The organism is Pseudomonas sp. LPH60 (genome assembly GCF_030718165.1).
Taxonomy (GTDB): domain Bacteria; phylum Pseudomonadota; class Gammaproteobacteria; order Pseudomonadales; family Pseudomonadaceae; genus Aquipseudomonas; species Aquipseudomonas danubii.
Genome location: NZ_JAVAJH010000005.1, coordinates 338,058 through 360,091, shown reverse-complemented (window position 1 = coordinate 360,091; position 22,034 = coordinate 338,058). Strand labels below are relative to the sequence as shown.

The following is a 22,034-nucleotide window of genomic DNA, read 5'->3' as shown; positions in this document are numbered from 1 at the left end:
GGAGAAATGGAATGTCTTCCCTGTTTCGCGCCACCCTCATCGTCCTCGCCCTGCTGAGCGTCACCGCCTGCACCAGCAAGCGCATGTACACCCCCAACCGAGTGATCCCGGCCACCATCCAGGCCGACCAGGAGCAGGTCAAACAGGCGATCCTGAAGAACCTGGTGGCCCGCAAGTGGACCGTGCAGCGCATCAGCCCGGAGCTGATCCAGGCCGAGATCACCGTGCGTGAGCAGTTCCACGCCGAGATCGATATCCAGTACTCCGCCAGCTACTACAAGATCGTCTACCGCGACAGCCGCGACCTGGATTACAAGGACGGCAAGATCCACAAGAACTACATCCGCTGGGTACGCCTGCTGGACAAGGGCATCCTGCGCGAGCTGCGGGACAACCAGAACGAGCGGACCGCGCAACAGCTGTCCGACGCCGCGGCCAAGAGCTTCCCGGCCGCGCAATGAGCCTCTCCCTGTGACCCCGGTCACAGGGCTGCTTCACCCCCTTTAATGTCATGGAGAATGCGATGCGTTTGAAGACACTGGCGGCCACCGCCACCCTGCTGCTGTGCACCCTGCCCGGCATCAGCCAGGCCCGCGATACCACCCTGTTCCTGCCTTTCGACAAGGTGGTGGCCGAGGCCATCAGCACCGGCAAGATCGATGGCAGCGTGAAGTTCTACCTGGCGGGCAACAAGCCGGCCGGCAAGGTCAGTGTGCTGAGCCCGGGCGCCGTGACCAACAAGAAGACCAATGCCTTCGGCAAGGCCGACCAGGTGGCCTGCGAGTGGGCCTTGCAGTCGGCGCTGATCACCCTGCATGAAGCGGCGAAGAAAGTCGGCGCCAACGCCGTGACCGACATCGCCAGTTTCTACAAGAGCCGTGAGCGCAAGGACGCCACCACCTATGAGTGCCATGCTGGCGCCATCATGGCTGGTGTCGCACTGCGCGGGGATCTGTCCAAGGTCCAGTGAGCTGCGGCTGACAATGAAAAGGGCGCCCCACACAGCCTGGTGGGGCGCCCTTTTTGTTTCCGGGATTTTTTCGGGAGCCCGGCCAGCGCCGTCTACACTCGCAACAGCAGGCCGGGCCACCGTCGCCTGCGGGAGCCAAGCGCTGCGACTGGACCTGGGCCGGCGCGACGCTAGCTCTTCTTTCACGTCCGTCAAGGAGCCGACCATGCAAGTGAAAGCGCTGATTGCCCTGGCCCTGCTAGCCGTCCTGAGCCCCACCAGCCAGGCCACCAACCTGATGTACATGCCCTTCGAAAAAGTCGTGGCCGACGCCGAGCGCGCCGGGCGCCTGGATGGCAGCGTGAGCTTCCACCTGGCCGGCAACCCGCTGCCACCGGTGCTCCAGGTGCGGCTCACCGAAGTGACCACCCACAAGAAGACCAATGCCTCCAACAAGAGCGATATCGCCGCCTGCGAGTGGGCGTTGCAGTCGGCGCTGATCACCCTGCAAGCCGCAGCCAAGCGGGTCGGCGCCAACGCGGTGACCAACATCGTCAGCTACTACAAGCGCCACGTACGCAAGGACCTCAACACCTACGAATGCCGCGCCGGGGTGCTGATGGCGGGCGTCGCCCTGCGCGGCGACCTGGTCATCCTGCAGCCCCCGGTGCGCCCCAACAGCCCCTCAGGACGTGGCCCCGGTCTTGCGCGTCAGTAGCTCGACAAAGGCCTTGGCCATGGGCGAGGCCTGGTCCTTGCGCTGTACCAGCCACACCGCCGACATGGCCTCCGGGTCCAGCAGCCGACGATAGACCACGCCGTCGATGCGCATGCGCTGGTAGGACGCCGGCAGTACCGAGACCCCCAGCCCCGCTGCGACCAGGCCGATGATGGTCATGGCTTCACCCGCCTCCTGGGCGAAATGCGGGGTAAACCCGGCCTCCCGGGACAGGCTCAGCAACTGGGCATACAGGCCGCTGCCATAGCTGCGGGGGAAGAACACAAAAGGCTCCTGGGCCAGCGCCGCCAGGTGCAAGCCCTCTTCACTGCCGCTGGCCAGCGGATGCTTGGCGCTGAGCACCGCCACCAGCGGCTCGCGCAGCAGCTCCACCACCGACAAGGAGTCCGGCAAGGGCAAAGGCCGCATGATGCCCACCTGGATCGTCTGGTCCACCAAGGCTTCGGCCACCTGGGTGCTGCTCATTTCCTTGAGCTTGAGGTGCACCGCGGGAAAGCGCTGGCGAAAGGCAAAGATGGCCTGGGGAATGGTCGAGTTGAAGGGGGCTGACGAGGTGAAGCCGATCTTCAGTTCGCCCAGTTCGCCCAACTGCGCGCGCCGGGCCACGTCTGCCGCCTTGTCCACCTGAGCCAGCACCAGGCGCGCCTCTTCGAGGAACAGGCGCCCGGCCTCGCTAAGCTCGACCCGACGATTGGTACGCTCGAACAGCCGGGCGCCCACCTCCTGCTCCAGGGCCTGGATCTGCTGGCTCAGCGGTGGCTGGGAGATACCCAGCACCTGGGCCGCGCGGCCGAAGTGCAGCTCTTCGGCGACGGCGATGAAGTAGCGCAAGTGACGCAATTCCATGGGCGATTCCATTGAGTCGTTAAAGCTATCAAACAGGTCGAACAATATATTGGAAATGATCATTAGCCAGCTATATGCTTTTTTCCATTGCCTGACCGGCTGCGTCCCCCCGAGGTCCCCGTGAAAACCGCTGTTGCCCCCCTTGCCCACACCCTCGCCGCTACGCCCCTGGACGAGGTGGTCGCCCAACTCAACGAGGTCTACATCGAGAAAGGCACACCGCTGTTCATGCGCACGGTGCTGGCGCTGTTCTCCGGGGGCTTTGCCACCTTCGCCCTGCTGTACTGCGTGCAACCGATGATGCCGCTGCTGTCCCGGGAGTTTTCCATCAATGCGGCCCAGAGCAGCCTGATTCTCTCGGTGTCGACGGGCATGCTGGCCATCGGTCTGCTGATCACCGGGCCCATTTCCGACCGCATCGGCCGCAAGCCGGTGATGGTAGCGGCCTTGCTCGCCGCCGCCCTGTGCACCATCGCCAGCGCACTGATGCCCAGCTGGCACGCAGTGCTGGTGATGCGGGCGCTGGTGGGGCTGTCCCTGAGCGGGCTGGCAGCGGTGGCCATGACCTACCTCAGCGAAGAGATTCACCCCCAGCACATCGGCCTGGCCATGGGCCTGTACATCGGCGGCAATGCCATTGGCGGCATGAGCGGGCGACTGATCACCGGGGTGCTGATCGACTTCGTCAGCTGGCACACAGCGATGCTGGTGATCGGCGGCCTGGCATTGATCGCCGCCGCGGTGTTCTGGCGCATCCTTCCCGAGTCGCGCAACTTCCGCCCCCGCTCGCTGCACCCACGCAGCCTGCTGGACGGCTTTACCATGCACTTTCGCGACGCCGGCCTGCCCTGGCTGTTTCTTGAAGGTTTCCTGCTGATGGGGGCCTTCGTCACCCTGTTCAACTACATCGGCTACCGCCTGCTGGCCGATCCCTATCAGCTGAGCCAGGCCTGGGTCGGGATGCTGTCGGTGGTCTACCTCTCGGGGATCTACAGCTCGGCGAAGATCGGCGCCCTGGCGGACCAACTGGGCCGACGCCGAGTGCTCTGGGCCACCATCGTGCTGATGCTGGCGGGGATCGCCCTGACCCTGCTGACGCCGCTGTCCCTGGTGCTGATCGGCATGCTGCTGTTCACCTTCGGCTTCTTCGGTGCCCACTCGGTGGCCAGCAGCTGGATCGGCCGCCGGGCCACCAAGGCCAAGGGCCAGGCCTCATCGCTGTACCTGTTCAGCTACTACGCCGGTTCGAGCATTGCCGGCACCGCTGGCGGGGTGTTCTGGCACCTGGCGGGGTGGAACGGCATCGGCCTGTTCATCAGTGCGCTGTTGCTAGGCGCGTTACTGATCGCCATGAAGCTCGCAAAACTTCCCCCTCTGACCCGCAGCGAAGCGGCCTGAGCGCGCCAAACCTTCAGCAACGAAAACGCCCGGCATTGCAGGCTGTGTGAAAACTACTGCGTTTGGCAATACTGCGTTAAAAACAGGCTCGGAATGCTCATTTACAGCCAGTAAACTCCGCTTCCTCGCCTGTTTTTGCCTTGTCTTGCCTTCACTCGTGACGTTTTCACACAGCCTGCATTGGCCGGGCGTTTTTGATGGGGTGGCGCTTACACGTGGTATTGCGCCGACAACTCGTGCACCGCTTCCAGGAAAGCACCGGCATGCTCCGGCTTCACTTCCGGGGTGATGCCGTGACCCAGGTTGAACACGTGGCCGCTGCCGGTGCCGTAGCTGGCGAGGATGCGCGCGACTTCGCTGCGGATCGCCTGCGGATTGGCGTAGAGCACGGTAGGGTCCATGTTGCCTTGCAGGGAAACCTTGCTGCCGACACGTCGACGGGCTTCGCCAATGTCGCAGGTCCAGTCCAGGCCCAGGGCGTCGGCGCCAGCATCGGCAATGCTTTCCAGCCACAGGCCGCCGCCCTTGGTGAACAGGATCACCGGCACCTTGCGCCCCTCGTGCTCGCGGATCAGGCCGCTGACGATCTTGCGCATGTAAGCCAGGGAGAATTCCTGATAGGCCGCCGACGAAAGGCTGCCGCCCCAGCTGTCGAAAATCTGCACCGCCTGGGCACCGGCCAGGATCTGCCCGTTGAGGTAGGAAGTGACCGACTGCGCCAGCTTGTCCAGCAGCAGGTGCATGGCTTGCGGGTTGTCGTAGAGCATGGCCTTGGACTTGCGGAAGTCTTTCGACGAACCGCCTTCGACCATGTAGGTGGCCAGGGTCCAGGGGCTGCCGGCAAAACCGATCAGCGGCACGCGGCCATTGAGTTCGCGACGAATGGTGCTGACCGCGTCCATCACGTAGCCCAGGTCCTTTTGCGGATCGGGGATCGGCAGGGCTTCGATGTCGGCCAGGGTGCTGACCACTTTCTTGAAGCGCGGGCCTTCACCGGTCTCGAAGTACAGGCCTTGGCCCATGGCGTCGGGGATGGTGAGGATGTCGGAGAAGAGGATCGCCGCATCCAGCTGTGGATAGCGGTCCAGAGGCTGCAGCGTGACTTCGCAGGCGAACGCCGGGTTCATGCACAGGCTCATGAAGTCACCGGCATTGGCACGGCTGGCGCGGTATTCAGGCAGGTAGCGCCCGGCTTGCCGCATCATCCACACCGGGGTGACATCTACGGGTTGCTTGAGCAGGGCACGAAGGAAACGGTCGTTCTTCAGGGCAGTCATGTCGGCATCCGGAAAAAAAGTGGGGGCATTTTCTCAGAGCGCGACACAAAAGGCACGGCAAGAGCCGTGCCTTTTATGTATCAGGTCAATTTGTCGCGGACTACAAGCAGTTGTTTATGCGTCGCGAGCGAAGGCAAGGCAAGGCGAAAACAGACGAGGAAGCGGAGTTGACTGCTGTCAATGAGCATTCCGAGTCTGTTTCTGCGTAGCGCCGCAGGCGTGCAGCGCGCAGCATTGCCGAGCGCAGCAGCTTAAACGCCCAGGTAGTCGAGGATGCCTTCGGCGGCGTTACGCCCTTCGAAGATCGCCGTCACCACGAGATCGGAACCGCGGACCATGTCGCCACCGGCAAAGATTTTCGGGTTGCTGGTCTGGTGCTTGTACTGGCCTTGCTCCGGCGCCACGACGCGGCCCTGGCTGTCGGTCTGGATGCTGAACTGCTCGAACCACGGCGCCGGGCTCGGGCGGAAACCGAAGGCGATGACCACGGCGTCGGCCGGGATGATCTCTTCGGAGCCGGGAATCGGCTCGGGGCTGCGGCGGCCACGGGCATCCGGTTCGCCGAGACGGGTCTCGACCACCTTCACGCCTTCGACCTTGTCTTCACCGACGATGGCGATCGGCTGGCGGTTGTAGAGGAACTTCACGCCTTCTTCCTTGGCGTTCTTCACCTCTTTGCGCGAGCCGGGCATGTTGGCTTCGTCACGGCGGTAGGCGCAGGTCACCGACTTGGCGCCCTGGCGAATCGAAGTGCGGTTGCAGTCCATCGCGGTGTCGCCACCGCCCAGTACCACCACCTTCTTGCCCTTCATGTCGACAAAGTCTTCCGGCGACTTTTCAAAGCCCAGGTTGCGGTTGACGTTGGCGATCAGGAAATCCAGGGCGTCGTACACACCCGGCAGGTCCTCACCGGCAAAGCCGCCCTTCATGTAGGTGTAGGTGCCCATGCCCATGAACACCGCATCGTATTCGGCAAGCAGTTGCTCCATGGTCACGTCCTTGCCCACCTCGGTGTTGAGGCGGAACTCGATGCCCATGCCGCTGAAGACTTCGCGACGATTGCTCAGCACGGTCTTTTCCAGCTTGAACTCGGGAATGCCGAAGGTCAGCAGACCGCCGATTTCCGGGTTCTTGTCGAACACCACCGGGGTCACGCCGCCACGCACCAGCACGTCGGCACAGCCCAGGCCCGCCGGGCCCGCACCGATGATCGCCACGCGCTTGCCAGTGGGCTTGACCTTGGACATGTCCGGGCGCCAGCCCATGGCGAAGGCGGTGTCGGTGATGTACTTCTCCACCGAGCCGATGGTCACCGCACCAAAGCCGTCGTTGAGGGTGCAGGCACCCTCGCACAGCCGGTCCTGGGGGCACACCCGGCCGCAGACTTCCGGCAGGGTGTTGGTCTGGTGCGACAGCTCGGCGGCGGCGAGGATGTTGCCCTCGGCCACCAGCTTGAGCCAGTTGGGAATGAAGTTGTGCACCGGGCACTTCCATTCGCAGTACGGGTTGCCGCAACCCAGGCAGCGGTGGGCCTGGTCGGCCGACTGCTGGGGTTTGAAGGGTTCGTAGATCTCCACGAACTCTTTCTTGCGTTGACGCAACAGTTTCTTCTTCGGGTCTTTGCGCCCGACCTCGATGAACTGGAAGTCGTTATTGAGACGTTCGGCCATGTTCAGGAACCTCTTTACGACAGCCTCAAGCGACGAGCTTCAAGCTGCAAGACAATCACATTAAGTCGGCACACCGCGCACGAGCTTCAAGCTTGCCGCTTGAGGCTCGTAGTCTGCAGCTGCGTTACTGCGGATTCGCACGAGTACTGGAGAGCAGAGACTTCAAGCTCGCCGCCTTGGGCTTGACCAGCCAGAAGCGACGCAAGTAGTCGTCGAGGTTCTCAGCGAGGTTACGACCCCATTCGCTGTCGGTTTCCTCGACATACTCGTTCAGCACACGCTGCAGGTGGCTGCGATAGGCTTCCATCGCTTCGCCGCTGATCCGCTGGATTTCCACCAGTTCGTGGTTGACCCGGTCAACGAAAGTGTTGTCCTGGTCGAGCACGTAGGCGAATCCGCCGGTCATGCCTGAGCCGAAGTTGTAACCGGTCTTGCCCAGGACGCAGACAAAGCCACCGGTCATGTACTCGCAGCAGTGATCGCCAGTGCCTTCCACCACGGTGTGGGCACCGGAGTTACGCACGGCGAAACGCTCGCCCGCGGTGCCGGCGGCGAACAGCTTGCCGCCAGTGGCGCCATACAGGCAGGTGTTGCCGATAATCGCGCTGTCCTGAGTCTTGTAGACGCTGCCCTTGGGCGGAACGATCACCAGCTTGCCGCCGGTCATGCCCTTGCCCACGTAGTCGTTGGCATCGCCTTCCAGGTAGAGGTTCAGGCCCCCGGCGTTCCACACGCCGAAGCTCTGCCCCGCAGTGCCCTTGAAGCGGAACGTGATCGGTGCCTGGGCCATACCCTGGTTGCCGTGCAGCTTGGCAATTTCACCGGAGATCCGCGCACCGATGGAACGGTCGCAGTTGCAGATATCCAGGGCGAAGTCGGCACCGCTCTTGTCGTTGATCGCCGAACGCGCCATCTCGACCATTTTCTCGGCCAGCAGGCCCTTGTCGAAAGGAGGGTTGCGGTCCACCTGGCAGAACTGCGGTTTGTCCACCGGGATATGGTCGCTGCCCAGCAACGGGGTCAGATCCAGGTGGTGCTGCTTGGCGGTCTGGCCTTCGAGGATTTCCAACAGATCGGTACGACCGATCAGTTCCTCCAGGGAGCGCACGCCGAGCTTGGCCAGCCACTCACGGGTTTCCTCGGCGACGTAGGTGAAGAAGTTCACCACCATGTCGACGGTGCCGATGTAGTGATCCTTGCGCAGCTTCTCGTTCTGCGTCGCCACGCCAGTGGCGCAGTTGTTCAGGTGGCAGATGCGCAAGTACTTGCAGCCCAGGGCGATCATCGGCGCGGTGCCGAAGCCGAAGCTTTCAGCGCCGAGGATGGCCGCCTTGATCACGTCGAGGCCGGTTTTCAGGCCGCCGTCGGTCTGCACCCGGACCTTGCCGCGCAGGTCGTTGCCGCGCAGGGTCTGGTGGGTTTCCGCCAGGCCCAGTTCCCACGGCGCACCGGCGTACTTGATCGAGGTCAGCGGCGAAGCGCCGGTGCCACCGTCGTAGCCGGAGATGGTGATCAGGTCGGCATAGGCCTTGGCCACACCGGCAGCGATGGTGCCGACACCGGCTTCCGCCACCAGCTTCACCGAAACCAGGGCCTGAGGGTTGACCTGCTTGAGGTCGAAGATCAGCTGCGACAGGTCTTCGATGGAGTAGATGTCGTGGTGCGGCGGTGGCGAGATCAGGGTCACGCCGGGCACGGCGTAACGCAGCTTGGCGATCAGGCCGTTGACCTTGCCGCCGGGCAGTTGGCCGCCTTCGCCGGGCTTGGCGCCCTGGGCCACCTTGATCTGCAGCACTTCGGCGTTGACCAGGTATTCCGGGGTCACACCGAACCGGCCAGTGGCCACTTGCTTGATCTTGGAGCTCTTGATGGTGCCGTAGCGCGCCGGATCTTCGCCGCCTTCACCGGAGTTGGAACGCGCACCGAGGCGGTTCATGGCTTCGGCCAGGGCTTCGTGGGCCTCGGGGGACAAGGCGCCCAGGGAAATGCCCGCGGAGTCGAAGCGCTTGAGGATCGACTCCAGGGGCTCGACTTCGCTGATGTCCATCGGCGTGTCCAGGGTCTTCACCTGGAACAGGTCACGGATCATCGACACCGGGCGGTTGTCCACCAGCGCGGTGTATTCCTTGAACTTGGCGTAGTCGCCCTGCTGCACGGCGGCTTGCAGGGTGTTGACCACGTCCGGGTTGTAGGCGTGGTATTCGCCGCCGTGGACGAACTTCAGCAGGCCGCCTTGCTGGATCGGCTTGCGCGGGCTCCAGGCTTCGGCCGCCAGGGCTTTCTGCTCGGCTTCGATGTCGACGAAACGTGCGCCCTTGATCCGGCTCGGCACGCCACGGAAGCTCAGGTTGCAAACTTCCTCGGACAGGCCGATGGCTTCGAACAGCTGCGCGCCACGGTAGGAGGCGATGGTGGAGATGCCCATCTTCGACAGGATCTTCAACAGGCCCTTGGTGATGCCCTTGCGGTAGTTCTTGAACACCTCGTAGAGGTCGCCCAGCACTTCGCCGGTACGGATCAGGTCCCCCAGCACTTCATAGGCCAGGAACGGATAGACCGCCGAAGCACCAAAACCGATCAGCACCGCAAAGTGGTGCGGATCGCGGGCGGTGGCGGTTTCCACCAGGATGTTGGAGTCGCAACGCAGGCCTTTTTCGGTCAGGCGATGGTGCACCGCGCCCGTGGCAAGGGAGGCGTGGATCGGCAGCTTGCCCGGCGCGATATGACGGTCGCTGAGGACGATCTGGGTGCGGCCGGCGCGCGCGGCTTCTTCAGCCTGGTCGGCGACATTGCGGATTGCCGCTTCCAGACCGACGCTCTCGTCGTAGTTGAGGTCGATGACCTGGCGCTCGAAGCCCGGGCGATCGAGGTTCATCAGCGAACGCCACTTGGCCGGGGAGATCACTGGCGAGCTGAGGATCACCCGCGAAGCGTGCTCAGGCGACTCCTGGAAGATGTTGCGCTCGGCGCCGAGACAGATCTCCAGGGACATGACGATGGCTTCGCGCAGCGGGTCGATCGGCGGGTTGGTGACCTGGGCGAACTGCTGGCGGAAGTAGTCGTAAGGAGTACGCACGCGCTGGGACAGCACCGCCATCGGCGTGTCATCGCCCATGGAGCCCACCGCCTCGTAGCCCTGTTCGCCCAGCGGACGCAGCACCTGGTCACGCTCTTCGAAGGTGACCTGGTACATCTTCATGTACTGCTTGAGCTGGTCGACATCGTAGAAGGCCGAACCGTGGTCGTTGTCTTCCATGGTGGCCTGGATGCGCAGAGCGTTCTTGCGCAGCCATTGCTTGTATGGATGACGGGATTTCAAGCGGTTGTCGATGGCGTCAGTGTCGAGGATCTGCCCGGTTTCGGTGTCCACGGCAAAGATCTGCCCTGGCCCCACACGGCCCTTGGCGATCACGTCCTCGGGCTGGTAGTTCCACACGCCGATTTCCGAAGCCAGGGTGATGAAGCCGTTCTTGGTGGTGACCCAGCGCGCCGGGCGCAGGCCATTGCGGTCCAGCAGGCAGACGGCGTAGCGACCGTCGGTCATGACCACACCGGCCGGGCCGTCCCACGGCTCCATGTGCATGGAGTTGTATTCGTAGAACGCGCGCAGGTCGGCGTCCATGGTCTCGACGTTCTGCCACGCTGGCGGAATGATCATGCGCACGCCGCGGAACAGGTCGATGCCGCCGGTGACCATCAGCTCCAGCATGTTGTCCATGCTCGAAGAGTCGGAGCCCACGCGGTTGACCAGAGGGCCGAGCTCTTCCAGGTCCGGGATCAGGTCGTTGGCGAACTTGGTACGCCGGGCCACGGCCCAGTTGCGGTTGCCGGTGATGGTGTTGATCTCGCCGTTGTGGGCGAGGAAGCGGAATGGCTGGGCCAGCGGCCATTTCGGCAGCGTGTTGGTGGAGAAGCGCTGGTGGAACACGCAGATCGCGGTTTGCAGGCGCGGATCACCCAGGTCCGGATAGAAGGCGGCGAGGTCCGCCGGCATCATCAGGCCTTTATAAATGATGGTCTTGTGGGAAAAGCTGCAGATGTAGTGATCGGTGTCGGCGGCGTTGGCCACCGAGGAGCGACGACGGGAACTGAACAGCTTGATGGCAAAGTCCTGGTCGCTCAGACCCTGGCCGCCGATGAACACTTGTTCGATCTGTGGCAGGCGCTCCAGGGCCAGACGCCCGAGCACACTGGTATCGATCGGTACTTTGCGCCAGCCCACCAGCTGCAGGCCGGCGGCCAGGATCTCGCGGTTCATGTTTTCGCGAGCGGCTTCGGCTTTCACCGGGTCCTGGTTGAAGAACACCATGCCCACTGCATATTGCTTGGGCAGTTCGACGCCGAAATGCTCCGTGGCGACGGCGCGCAGGAACAGGTCGGGCTTTTGCATCAGCAGACCGCAACCGTCGCCGGTCTTGCCGTCCGCGTTGATCCCACCGCGGTGGGTCATGCAGGTCAGGGCCTCAATGGCCGTTTTCAACAGGGTATGACTGGGTTCGCCCTGCATATGGGCTATCAGGCCGAAACCACAGTTATCCTTAAACTCATCTGGTTGGTACAGACCTGCTTTCATAGACACTTTCTCACCAGGCTGCCTCTTATCGAGACAAATTTCTTTTCAATTCAACCACTTACCGTCCACGCCGAACGTACGCCAGCTTTGCGGGGGCAAAAGGGAGGTCATTGTACACACCGACACAAAGCCCCACAAATTTGACGACGATCTGTCGCAAATTCATGTCGCATTTATGAACGTTTTAAAGCGATATGCTGTGCTAGTCAAAAAGTTTTGCTTTTGACTGCCGCGACTCAAAAACTACTGTGACGCAGACACCACAAGGCACGCGGCCGGTAAGGCAGCATGCCGATGCGGAAATTTGAGGTTGCCGGGAGAGGCGGCCTGGGTAAGGCCGCCGAATCTTCAGCGAGTTGTTGCCAGTTCTTGTTGAACGCTAGCGACAGTGCGAGGCCAAGGTTTACCAGCCTGAACCTTCGCTGGCAAGGATTTGATGGCGCTGACCGCTGCATCGCGGCTTGCGAAGTTGCCGTAGGTGATCACATACAGCGGCTTGCCGTTGAGGACTTTCTTGAAGTAGCGGTATTCACCGCCCTGTTCCTTAACAAAATTCTGCGCGGCGGCTTCCGAGCTGGTGCCGAGAATCTGCACCACGTAGTTGCCTGGCGCTTGTCCGGCGTACCAACTGCCACCGGCAGCCTTGGCTACAGTGACCGGCTTTTCCGCTGGCTTGGCGGCCGGAGCCGGCTTGGCAGCAACCGGTTTCTCTACCGGCTTGGGCGCAGGGGTCGGCTTGGCGGTGGCGACCTGGGTCGGGGCCGGAGTCGGAGTCGGTGCAGGGCTGGCCACTGCACCAGCAGGCGGCGCGGTGGTGGTCACGGTTGGCGGAACGGCACTGGAGCCTTCCACAGGAACCCCATCGTCGCCCTCGGTGATACCGCCTGCAGCTTCAGCCAGAGGACCGCGCATGACCGGTTGCGACTGGCCGACCAACGGCAGCGGCATCGGCTGAGACGAGCCGGCAAATTCCACCGATGGACTGCCATTGGCATTCGGTGTCGGTGTCTGCCCGAGGGGCAGTTGCGCTTGCTCGCTGGCCGGAGCCCCGGTGGTTGGCGCCTTGCTGCGACCCGGCATCAACCAGGCTGCAGCCACGGCCACAACCACTACAGCGGAAATGGCCAATACGTGTTTCTTCGGCATGTTGAACCCCATACTTGGACGCTTGACCGCGGAGCGGCTGGCGATCATGGCTTCGATCATTGCATCCCTGGCGACCTGGTTGATGTTGCCCGGCCAGCCATCGGAGCTTTCGTGAATATCACTGATCTGATCTGCGGAGAAAAGTTCGATGCCCTGACCCGCACCCTCGAGGCGCTGAGCCAGATATTCACGGGTTTCCTCTTCGGTGTATGGCTGCAATTCGATGACGTGGAAGCGCTCTTCCTCGGTGCTCAACTGATCCAGGGACGCGATCAGCGACGACTCGCCGAACAGGAATACATGAGGGCGACCTTCCGGAGCGCCCGCCGCCAGGGCCAGCAGGGCCTCAAGTGCAGACTCGTCAAGCTGCTCGGCATCATCCACCAGCAGGTAGACTTCCTGACCGGTCAGGGCCAGTTGCACCACTTGGGCGAGGATTGCGCCGATCTCGGCCTGGGCCACGTTCAAGGCCTGGGCTACCTGGTGCAACACTCCGGCAGCATCGCTGGCGCCACGGGCGGAAACCACCACGCTTTGCACCGATTGCTTGTTGGTACTGGCGACCAGAGCCTGACGCAACAGCGTCTTGCCACTGCCCTGAGGGCCGGTGACTACCAGCAGCAGCTGACTGTAACGTGCCAGGTGATGCAACTGCCCCAGCACAGGCTTGCGTTGGGCAGGAAAGAATTTGAAGCCAGGGACCCGGGGAGCGAAAGGATCATGGCTCAACTGGTAATGGCCGAGGAAAGCCTCGTCGGCGTGCAAACTAGTCATCGGGATCTTATTAACCTTTAAGCTGAGCCAGGGCGCGGTAATCCGCTCCCAGCGTGGCCTGTAAAATCTCTTTCGGATAATCGTCGGTCACTACGGCTTCGCCCATGCGGCGCAACAGCACCAGACGCAAACGACCGTCGATCACTTTCTTGTCAATTGCCATATGTTCGAGGAAGTCCGCTTCGGTCATCTCTTCAGGCGGGATGACCGGCAAGCCCGCGCGCTGGAACAGACGAATACCGCGGTCACGCTCCTGGCTGGTGATCCAGCCCAGGCGCGCGGACATTTCCAAGGCCATTACGGTGCCAGCAGCTACCGCCTCACCATGCAGCCAGACACCGTAGCCCATATGAGTCTCGATCGCATGGCCGAAGGTATGGCCCAGGTTGAGGGTGGCACGCACCCCCGATTCACGCTCGTCGGCACCGACCACCGCAGCCTTGGCCGCGCAGGAGCGTTCGATGGCATAGGTCAGCGCCTGCTGGTCCAGGGACCGCAGGCGATCGACATTCTCTTCCAGCCAGGTCAGGAACGGCTCGTCGCAGATCAGGCCGTACTTGATCACTTCCGCCAGGCCCGCCGACAGTTCACGGTTCGGCAGGGTATTGAGGCTGGTGGTATCGATCAGCACCACGTTCGGCTGATAGAAAGCGCCAACCATGTTCTTGCCCAGGGGGTGGTTGATGCCCGTCTTGCCACCCACCGAGGAGTCCACCTGGGACAACAGGGTGGTAGGAATCTGGATAAAGTCCACGCCGCGCTGATAGCAGGCGGCGGCAAAGCCGGCCATGTCGCCGATCACTCCGCCGCCGAGGGCAATGATGGTGGTCCGACGGTCGTGGCGCGCAGTGAGCAGGCCGTCGAAGATCAGTTGCAGGGTTTCCCAGTTCTTGTAGGCCTCGCCATCGGGCAGGACCACCGAAATCACCGAAAACTGCGCCAGACTGCGGGTCAAACGCTCAAGGTACAGCGGCGCAACGGTCGCATTGGAAATGATCGCCACTTGCCGCCCGGCGATATGGGGCACCAGCAGCTCGGGCCGGTCCAACAGTCCTTCACCAATGTGAATCGGGTAGCTGCGCTCGCCTAGATCGACCTTAAGTGTCTGCATGTGTCCCCACAGTGAAGATGGAAGCAGGCGTTGTGCCTTGTATTGACGATGGGCCTCGTCTGGTCTTCTGACGCTGCCCGATAGCTCTGCGCCACACCTTGGCGGTCGTGGCGCGACGCCGAGAATAGCGCATTTCGCTCGACGCATTAACGGGGTGGCAGCTGCTGCAGGCGCTCGAGTATGTCCAGCACCACCATTCGTGGCGGCCGCTCATCGGTTTCCACCACCAGGTCGGCGATTTCCCGATAAAGCGGATCACGGATTTCCAACAGGTCGCGCAGGGTCTTGGCCGGATCGGCGGTGCGCAGCAAGGGACGATTGCGGTCCCGGGCGGTGCGCCCTACCTGCTGTTCCACCGAAGCGTGCAGATAGACCACTCGTCCACCGGCATGCAGCGCCCGACGATTGGCTTCGCGCATCACCGCACCACCGCCGGTAGCCAGGACCACGCCGTCGGTGCCACAGAGCTCGGCGATCATCGCCTGCTCACGATCGCGAAAGCCCGGCTCGCCTTCTTTATCGAAGATCCACGGAATATTCGCGCCTGTACGCAGTTCAATTTCCTTATCGGAATCTTTGAATGGCAGGCGCAGCTCTTTGGCCAGTAAGCGGCCTATGGTGCTTTTTCCAGCCCCCATCGGCCCAACAAGAATCAAATTTCGCACAGAATCAACGACTCACAGCAATCGCCTGGTTGTTCATGATACGCGGAGTGAGAAATACCAGCAGCTCGGATTTTTTCTCCGACACCACGTCACGCCGGAAAAGGCGGCCAAGATACGGCACATCGCCAAGAAATGGCACTTTATCTACAACCTTGCTTTGGGTATTGGAGAAAACCCCACCGATGACGATGGTCTCGCCATCAGTGACCAGGACCTTGGCATTGACCTCGTTCTTCTTGATCGGCGGCACATCCTGAACCTTGTTCAGGTAATCCGGCTCATCCTTGGTGACCTTGACGTCCATGATGATGCGGTTGTCCGGGGTGATCTGCGGCGTCACCTCAAGAGACAGCGAGGCCTCCTTGAACGACACTGAAGTGGCGCCACTGGAACTGGCTTCCTGGTAGGGAATTTCGGTGCCCTTGAGAATCCTCGCGGTTTCCTTGTCGGAAGTGACCACCTTGGGCTGGGACACGATTTCACCATTGCCGGTCTTCTCCATGGCGGTCAGCTCCAGGTCCAGCAGCACGCTGTCAGTGATGTAGGCAACGCCGATGCCCGAGGTGTTGGCCGTGACACCCAGATCGACGAAGGGCGAATTGCTGCCACTGCTGCCCGGGGTGCCGATGGTCGAAGAGCCTTTGGCGCCGCTCTGCACCCCGGAAGCATTCCAGTTGCCCCTGTTTTGCACCGAGCCGCCCCAGCGCACGCCCAGGCTCTTGTCGTAGTCGATGTTGGCCTCGACGATTCGCGCCTCGATCATCACCTGACGCACCGGGACGTCCAGCTGAATGACCATGCGCCGCAGCTCATCGAGGCGCTCCTGGGTCTGGTAGGCAATGATGTTGTTGGTGCGCTCATCCACGGTGATGGAGCCACGTTCGCCAACCTTCTCCTCGGTACCGGTCACGGACTGGAACAGCCTGGCGATATCCGCAGCCCTGGCGTAATTGACCTGCAGCAGATCCCGGCGCAAGGGCGCCAGGTTTTCCAACTGCGTCTGCAACTCCAGCTCCTGGCGCTCGCGGGCCGCGATCTCATCCGCCGGAGCCACCAGCAAAACGTTCCCGACCTTGCGCTTATCCAGCCCCTTGGTCTTGAGTACCAGATCCAGAGCCTGGTCCCAGGGCACGCTCTGCAAGCGCAAGGTGATATTGCCTTGCACGGTATCACTGGCCACCAGATTGAGCCCGGTGAAATCGGCGATCAGTTGCAGCACCGCGCGCACCTCGATGTCCTGGAAATTCAGCGAAAGCCTTTCACCGGGCAGACGCGTTGCGCCCTCACCTGAAACCCCAATGTTTTCCGGCTCAAGCGGGGGGCTGCTGGCAAATCGATTGTGCTCTTCAGAGGCGAAGGCCCTGAGCGCGGTGGCGCCAACCAGCGATGCCAGCAGCACTATCCATAGCGCCACACCGAAGGCTGAAACAGTCCTGTTCATTTTGCAGATTCCACTTAAGAGTGTTTTTTCAGAGACAGTGTTCGCGGCCGCTCCTGCCAGGCTCCCGCTCCATCGGCGACAATTTCCACCACGTCCACCCGGGACTCGCTGATGGCCACGATCCGGCCCTCGTTTCGCCCCAGGTAATCACCGACCTGCAAGGGAAAGACACCGCCTGCGCTGCGCAACAGCGCAAAGCGGCCGGAGGCACGGGACAGAGTCCCGACCATTTGCAACTGCTCGATATCGAAGCCCTCAAGATGTTGCCGGACCCGCCGCGAATTGGGCCGGACAGCACTCGCGCCCTGTCGAGCAGTGATCTGCTCGACTCTTTGGGGTGGCTGAAATGGGCTGCGCAGCGCGCTGGCGCCATAAGTGACCGAGGGGTAGTAGCGCATGACCGGAGGCGGATCAATCGCCCCCGGTGATTGCAGGTGCACCTCACTCATGTAGGCATCCAGGTCGGCAAAGTCAGCGCCACCTTCACATCCCAGCAGTGCCATACAGAAACAACCGAATACCCAGCAACGCGAACCGATCATGAGTGAGGCTCCCGACTGTCATACCTGTAGGTCCGCGCCTCGATGCTCATGCGCAGTTGTGTGGAATTGCCCCTGTCCACGGGCTTGATCTGAAAATCATGCAAGGTGACGACTCTCGGCAGACCGGCGACGCCACTGACGAAAGTCGCCAGGTCGTGATAGGCACCAGTGACCGCGATCTGAATTGGCAGCTCGACATAAAACTCCCGGACCACCTCCGGTTGCAGCTTGATCTCCTCGAACACCAGGCTGCTGTCCTGCCCCATGCGACTGATGTCTTCCAGCAGTCCTGGGACCTCGGTCTCGCTGGGCAACTGGCGCACCACCAGAGAGAAGCTGTCCTGCAGGGCCCCAAGCTGCTCACGGTAGCGCTCAAGATTGGCGACCTTTCCAGCTTTGTCAGCGAACTGCAGCTTGAATCGATGCTCCTCCTGGCGCAGTTGCCCCAGCGTCTCCAGATGCGGACTCAGGTAAAAGCTATAGCCCGCCACCTGGGGCAGTAGCAGAAGCAAGACCGCCAGCAGCGCCTTGATCGGCCCGGGCCAGCAACCGAGGTTGCTCAGTTCCAGCTCCCGTAGATCGGTACTACGCAACTGCGCCAACCAATGCCCCAGGCTCATCGCGGGGCCTCCTGCGGCAGCAAGGGCATCCACCCAACGTTGAGCCGAAACAGATTGCCCAACCCCTGATCCGCCGCCACAACATGCTTCACCTCGGTCAGACTGGGTGCGGCAAACCCCTCGGCGGACTGCAGATTGCGCATCAACTCGGACACCCGCTGATTGGACTCCGCGGCCCCACTAATGCTCAGGCTCTGCCCCAGCAGACCCACCTCGGTAAAGTACAAGCCAGCGGGCAGGCTGCGGGCCAATTGCTGGAAAATCCGCACACTGGCCGAGCGGCTGCCTTGCAGGTCCTCAATGACCCCCATGCGCTCCACCAGTTGCTGACGCTGGACCTTGAGTTGGTGAATGGTGGCAATTTGGTTATCCAGGCCAGCCGTCGCCTGCCTCAGATATTGGTTGCGAGCCTGTTGCCGACCGATCAGCCGGTCGATGCAGGCATCGGCCAGGAGCACAAGCCCTACACCCAGCACCAGCATTGCCGCCAATGCCTGGAGGAAACGTCGGCGGCGCAACGCTCGTGCGGCCTCGCGCCAGGGAAGAAGGTTGATGCCAGCCATCAATCAAACCCTCGCAGGGCCAGACCGCAGGCACGCAGCAGGTACGGCGCCTGTTCAGCAAGCGCTCGGGCATCCACATGGGGAGCAATGGACATGCTGACGAACGGATCGGCGATGACTGTGACGACTCCCACTTGTTCTGCTAGCCGACCATCAAGACCGGTCAAGCGGCTGCCGTCACCGGCCAGCAGCAACCGCTCAACAGGCTGTTGTTGCGGCGATTCGGCAAACAGTCGCAAGGAACGATGCGCCTGCTGCAACAACACTTGCTCGAACGGCCGCAGCGTGTCCTCGGCACAACCTTGGGGCAAACAGCCCTGGCGCTCGGCCAGCAACGCCTGATCCAGGGTCAGCGCGTAGCGGCGCTCCAACGCCTGGGTCAGCTGTCGACTGCCAAACAACTGCTCCCGGCTGTAGATGATTCGCTGGCCGTGCATCACGCAGAACGTGGTCATATCCGCACCTATGTCCAACAGCGCCACGGCCAAGGGCGATGCAGACGGCAACGACTCCGTCAGCATTGCCAGACAACGCTGCAGGGCAAGGGGCGCGGTATCCACCACCCTTGGCGTCAGGCCTGCCAGGTTCATTGGCGCTTCCAGGGCTTCGACATCCTCGTTGCGACAGGCCACCAGCAGCACCTGAACCCGCTGGGGATCACCGGGCACGGCGCCCTGGACCTCGAAATCAATGGCCACGTCCTCAAGGGGATAAGGAATGTACTGGGCCGCCTCCAGCTGGAGCTGATGTTCCAGCTCATCGTCGCCGAGCCCGGCCGGCATCTCGATCAGCTTGCTGATCACTGCCTCGCCCGACACCGCCACAGCCACATCCCGGCGACGGCTGCCGCTCTTGAGCCAGGCCCGGGACAACACCCTGGCCAGCGCCTCGGGATCGGTCCCGAACGGGTCCGAAGCCAGGTCTTCCCTGGCATAAGCCTCGACTCGATAGCTGCGCCGCTGGTGACTCAGAGCCAGAAGCGTGACCGATGTCGCACTGATGTCGATCCCCAGCAGGGAACCCGACTTTTTGCTGAAGAGTCCAAGCACGATCATTTCCCTATGACTATCCGTAACTTACGAACTTCCTGAGCTCAATTGCACTCGTTCGCCACGTCTTGACAGACGGGCAAATGACGCTCTCGGCGGAAAATGCTTATAATGCGCAGCGTTTTTTTTCCGCTTTCCTGCTGCGTAGGTCGGTCCCTGAATACCTTGAATGCCCTGACGCCTAATTCATTCCTTTCTCTGGAAATCCAAAAGCCTTGATTCGTCTGCTGAAGTTTTTCGGGTGGTCCATCGTCGCTGTGTTCTGCGGGCTGCTTCTCGCCCTCTCCGGTGCGTTTCTCTATCTTAGTCCCGGCCTTCCCTCGGTTGAGGCCTTGAGAAGTATCCAGTTGCAGATTCCTCTGCGGGTGTACAGCAGCGACGGCAAGTTGATCGCAGAATTTGGCGAAATGCGCCGTACCCCTATACGTTTCGCCGAAATTCCCCCCAACTTCATCAATGCGTTACTAAGTGCTGAAGACGACAACTTCGCTAACCATTACGGAGTTGACCCCAGCAGCCTGATGCGCGCTGCGACCCAATTGGTCAAAAGCGGACACATCCAGTCCGGCGGCAGCACCATCACCATGCAGGTGGCGAAAAACTTCTTCCTCAGCAGCGAGCGCAGCTTCTCGCGCAAGACCACCGAAATCCTCCTGGCCCTGCAGATCGAGCGGCAGTTGACCAAGGACGAGATCCTCGAGCTGTACGTCAACAAGATCTATCTGGGCAACCGCGCCTATGGCATCGAAGCTGCGGCCCAGGTGTATTACGGCAAGTCCATTCGCGACGTGAGCCTGGCGCAGATGGCGATGATCGCCGGCCTGCCCAAGGCCCCATCGCGCTTCAACCCCCTGGCCAACCCGGCGCGCAGCAAGGAGCGTCGTGACTGGATCCTGGGGCGCATGTACAAGCTCGGCAAGATCACTGAAGCGGCCTACACCGAAGCCATCAACGAGCCGCTCAACGCCAGCTATCACGTGCCGACACCGGAAGTGAGCGCGCCGTACATCGCCGAGATGGCCCGTGCCGAGATGGTTGGCCGCTATGGCAGCGACGCTTATACCGAAGGTTTCCGAGTCACCACCACGGTGCCCAGCGATCTGCAGGAAATGGCCAACACCGCGGTCCATGAAGGCTTGATGACCTACGACCAGCGCCACGGCTATCGCGGGCCCGAGTCCCGCCTGCCAGGCAAGACTCAGGCGGCCTGGGCCACCGAACTGACCAAGCAGCGGACCATCAGCGGCCTGGAACCGGCGATCGTCACCCAGGTCGAGAAGAACGGCGTACAAGTGCTGACTCGCAACGGCGAGGAGCACGTGGCCTGGGACACCATGAAATGGGCCCGGCCGTTCCTCAACACCAACAGCATGGGCGCCGTCCCTCGCCAGCCGGCGGACGTGGCTCAGGTCGGCGACCTGATTCGCGTACAGCGTCAGGCGGACAATTCGCTGAAGTTCAGCCAGATCCCGGTCGCCCAAGGCGCCTTGGTGACCCTGGACCCGAAAAACGGCGCGATCCGTGCGCTGGTGGGGGGCTTTGCCTTCGAGCAGAGCAACTACAACCGTGCGATGCAGGCCAAGCGCCAACCCGGCTCGAGCTTCAAGCCGTTCGTCTATAGCGCAGCCCTGGACAATGGCTACACCGCGGCCAGCCTGGTCAATGACGCCCCGATCGTGTTTGTCGATGAGTACCTGGACAAGGTCTGGCGTCCGAAGAACGACACCAACACCTTCCTCGGCCCGATCCGCATGCGTGAAGCGTTGTACAAGTCGCGCAACCTGGTATCGATCCGCCTGCTACAGAGCATGGGTGTGGACCACACCATCGACTACATCAGCAAGTTCGGCTTCAACAAGCAGGACCTGCCGCGCAACCTGTCCCTGGCACTGGGCACCGCGACTCTGACGCCCATGGAGATCGCCACTGGCTGGAGCACCTTTGCCAACGGCGGCTACAAGATCACCCCATACATCATCGACAAGATCGAAAGCCGCAACGGCGAGATGCTGTTCAGCGCCAACCCGCCCAGCGTCCCCACCGGGGATACCACCAGCAGCGGCATTGCGGCGCCGGAACACAGCTTCACGGTCAATACCGTGGCGGGCGAAAATCCGATCCAGGCCCCCGTGCAGACCCCCGCGGTCGCCGAGCGGATCATCGACGGGCGCACCACCTACATCCTCAACAGCATGCTCCAGGACGTGATCAAGCTGGGCACCGGACGTCGGGCCCTGTCCCTGGGCCGTACGGACCTGGCCGGCAAGACCGGTACTACCAACGAATCCAAGGACGCTTGGTTCTCCGGCTACAACGCTGACTACGTGACCACCGTGTGGACCGGCTTTGACCAGCCGGAAAGCCTGGGACGCCGTGAGTACGGCGGTACTGTGGCTCTGCCGATCTGGATTAACTTCATGGGCGCCGCCCTCAAGGACAAGCCGGCGCACACCCAGGCTGAGCCGGAAGGCATCCTCAGCCTGCGGGTCGACCCGGTCAGCGGCCGCGCGGCTACCCCAGGCACACCGAATGCCTATTTCGAGCTGTTCAAGAGCGAAGACACTCCGCCCTCAGTCAACGAGCTGGGCAATGGGGTCGCTCCGGGCAGCCCGTTGCCGGCGGACGAGGCGGCACCGATCGATCTGTTCTAAGCCTGCAGGAGCCGGCTGGC

At 62.1% G+C, this 22,034-nt stretch carries 16 protein-coding genes and 1 pseudogene; 5 read left to right on the top strand and 12 right to left on the bottom strand.

All coding sequences use genetic code 11. The features are described from left to right. Nucleotides 1–11 precede the first annotated feature (11 nt). The 3 genes from Q8O96_RS20165 to Q8O96_RS20155 all read left to right on the top strand — a co-directional run bounded on the left by Q8O96_RS20165 (nt 12) and on the right by Q8O96_RS20155 (nt 1,667). Nucleotides 12–461 (top strand): hypothetical protein, encoded by a 450-nt coding sequence (locus Q8O96_RS20165; RefSeq protein ID WP_102882076.1) that lies wholly within the window; start codon nt 12–14, stop codon nt 459–461. Between the two features lie 62 nt (nt 462–523). Beyond that, entirely contained in the window at nt 524–970 is a 447-nt protein-coding gene (locus Q8O96_RS20160; RefSeq protein WP_102862811.1) for an excinuclease, read from the top strand. Nucleotides 971–1,175: 205 nt separating this feature from the next. Next, nucleotides 1,176–1,667, top strand: coding sequence for an excinuclease (locus Q8O96_RS20155; RefSeq protein WP_102862810.1), 492 nt, complete (start codon nt 1,176–1,178; stop codon nt 1,665–1,667). Here Q8O96_RS20155 and Q8O96_RS20150 read toward each other — a convergent pair. Further along, nucleotides 1,635–2,534, bottom strand: coding sequence for a LysR family transcriptional regulator (locus Q8O96_RS20150; protein WP_110651282.1), 900 nt, complete (start codon nt 2,532–2,534; stop codon nt 1,635–1,637). The two genes, Q8O96_RS20155 and Q8O96_RS20150, sit on opposite strands and share 33 nt — an antisense overlap. Before the next feature lie 168 nt (nt 2,535–2,702). Here Q8O96_RS20150 and Q8O96_RS20145 point away from each other — a divergent pair, with 168 nt between their 5' ends. Beyond that, a complete protein-coding gene (locus Q8O96_RS20145; RefSeq protein ID WP_371826194.1) occupies nt 2,703–3,932 on the top strand; it encodes an MFS transporter in 1,230 nt (409 codons plus the stop codon). A 209-nt stretch (nt 3,933–4,141) separates the two neighbouring features. On the opposite strand, the gene hemE is transcribed toward Q8O96_RS20145, so the two are convergent. The 11 genes and pseudogenes from hemE to pilM all read right to left on the bottom strand — a co-directional run bounded on the left by hemE (nt 4,142) and on the right by pilM (nt 19,363). Further along, the gene (hemE, locus tag Q8O96_RS20140) at nt 4,142–5,209 is read right to left on the bottom strand and encodes a uroporphyrinogen decarboxylase (protein ID WP_102862808.1); all 1,068 of its coding nucleotides are present in this window, start codon (nt 5,207–5,209) and stop codon (nt 4,142–4,144) included. Between the two features lie 251 nt (nt 5,210–5,460). Beyond that, nucleotides 5,461–6,879 (bottom strand): FAD-dependent oxidoreductase, encoded by a 1,419-nt coding sequence (locus Q8O96_RS20135; RefSeq protein WP_102862807.1) that lies wholly within the window; start codon nt 6,877–6,879, stop codon nt 5,461–5,463. Nucleotides 6,880–7,003: 124 nt separating this feature from the next. Beyond that, a complete protein-coding gene (gltB, locus tag Q8O96_RS20130) occupies nt 7,004–11,452 on the bottom strand; it encodes a glutamate synthase large subunit (protein ID WP_305949289.1) in 4,449 nt (1,482 codons plus the stop codon). 348 nt (nt 11,453–11,800) lie between these two features. Beyond that, on the bottom strand, nt 11,801–13,372 hold the full coding sequence (locus Q8O96_RS20125) for an AAA family ATPase (RefSeq protein ID WP_102862805.1): 1,572 nt from the start codon (nt 13,370–13,372) through the stop codon (nt 11,801–11,803). A gap of 10 nt (nt 13,373–13,382) precedes the next feature. Further along, a complete protein-coding gene (gene aroB, locus Q8O96_RS20120) occupies nt 13,383–14,483 on the bottom strand; it encodes a 3-dehydroquinate synthase (protein WP_102862804.1) in 1,101 nt (366 codons plus the stop codon). 146 nt (nt 14,484–14,629) lie between these two features. Next, nucleotides 14,630–15,148: a shikimate kinase AroK gene (gene aroK / locus Q8O96_RS20115; protein WP_011058824.1), complete on the bottom strand. Its 519-nt coding sequence runs from the start codon at nt 15,146–15,148 to the stop codon at nt 14,630–14,632. A 4-nt stretch (nt 15,149–15,152) separates the two neighbouring features. Then, nucleotides 15,153–16,412 (bottom strand): annotated as a pseudogene (locus Q8O96_RS20110) (type IV pilus secretin PilQ); the annotation flags it as partial. A gap of 191 nt (nt 16,413–16,603) precedes the next feature. Then, complete coding sequence (locus tag Q8O96_RS20105) at nt 16,604–17,131, bottom strand: pilus assembly protein PilP (RefSeq protein ID WP_371826190.1); 528 nt, start codon at nt 17,129–17,131, stop codon at nt 16,604–16,606. Continuing rightward, on the bottom strand, nt 17,128–17,751 hold the full coding sequence (locus Q8O96_RS20100) for a type 4a pilus biogenesis protein PilO (RefSeq protein ID WP_102862801.1): 624 nt from the start codon (nt 17,749–17,751) through the stop codon (nt 17,128–17,130). The genes Q8O96_RS20105 and Q8O96_RS20100 overlap by 4 nt, the downstream gene beginning before the upstream one ends. Continuing rightward, on the bottom strand, nt 17,748–18,314 hold the full coding sequence (locus Q8O96_RS20095; RefSeq protein WP_102862800.1) for a PilN domain-containing protein: 567 nt from the start codon (nt 18,312–18,314) through the stop codon (nt 17,748–17,750). The genes Q8O96_RS20100 and Q8O96_RS20095 overlap by 4 nt, the downstream gene beginning before the upstream one ends. Then, nucleotides 18,314–19,363 carry a type IV pilus assembly protein PilM gene (gene pilM / locus Q8O96_RS20090; RefSeq protein ID WP_305949287.1) on the bottom strand — a complete coding sequence of 350 codons (1,050 nt, stop codon included), beginning with the start codon at nt 19,361–19,363 and terminating at the stop codon, nt 18,314–18,316. Before pilM ends, Q8O96_RS20095 begins: the two co-directional genes overlap by 1 nt. Nucleotides 19,364–19,581: 218 nt before the next feature. Here pilM and Q8O96_RS20085 point away from each other — a divergent pair, with 218 nt between their 5' ends. Then, on the top strand, nt 19,582–22,014 hold the full coding sequence (locus tag Q8O96_RS20085; protein ID WP_205413509.1) for a penicillin-binding protein 1A: 2,433 nt from the start codon (nt 19,582–19,584) through the stop codon (nt 22,012–22,014). Nucleotides 22,015–22,034: the final 20 nt, after the last annotated feature.

Coding starts and splice junctions, on each gene's coding strand:
- Q8O96_RS20165 (WP_102882076.1), top strand. CDS start 12: ATGTCTTCCCTGTTTCGCGCCACCCTCATCGTCCTCGCCCTGCTGAGC.
- Q8O96_RS20100 (WP_102862801.1), bottom strand. CDS start 17,751: ATGAGCCTGGGGCATTGGTTGGCGCAGTTGCGTAGTACCGATCTACGG.
- Q8O96_RS20150 (WP_110651282.1), bottom strand. CDS start 2,534: ATGGAATTGCGTCACTTGCGCTACTTCATCGCCGTCGCCGAAGAGCTG.
- Q8O96_RS20160 (WP_102862811.1), top strand. CDS start 524: ATGCGTTTGAAGACACTGGCGGCCACCGCCACCCTGCTGCTGTGCACC.
- Q8O96_RS20125 (WP_102862805.1), bottom strand. CDS start 13,372: ATGACTAGTTTGCACGCCGACGAGGCTTTCCTCGGCCATTACCAGTTG.
- hemE (WP_102862808.1), bottom strand. CDS start 5,209: ATGACTGCCCTGAAGAACGACCGTTTCCTTCGTGCCCTGCTCAAGCAA.
- aroB (WP_102862804.1), bottom strand. CDS start 14,483: ATGCAGACACTTAAGGTCGATCTAGGCGAGCGCAGCTACCCGATTCAC.
- gltB (WP_305949289.1), bottom strand. CDS start 11,452: ATGAAAGCAGGTCTGTACCAACCAGATGAGTTTAAGGATAACTGTGGT.
- Q8O96_RS20105 (WP_371826190.1), bottom strand. CDS start 17,131: ATGATCGGTTCGCGTTGCTGGGTATTCGGTTGTTTCTGTATGGCACTG.
- Q8O96_RS20095 (WP_102862800.1), bottom strand. CDS start 18,314: ATGGCTGGCATCAACCTTCTTCCCTGGCGCGAGGCCGCACGAGCGTTG.
- Q8O96_RS20135 (WP_102862807.1), bottom strand. CDS start 6,879: ATGGCCGAACGTCTCAATAACGACTTCCAGTTCATCGAGGTCGGGCGC.
- Q8O96_RS20155 (WP_102862810.1), top strand. CDS start 1,176: ATGCAAGTGAAAGCGCTGATTGCCCTGGCCCTGCTAGCCGTCCTGAGC.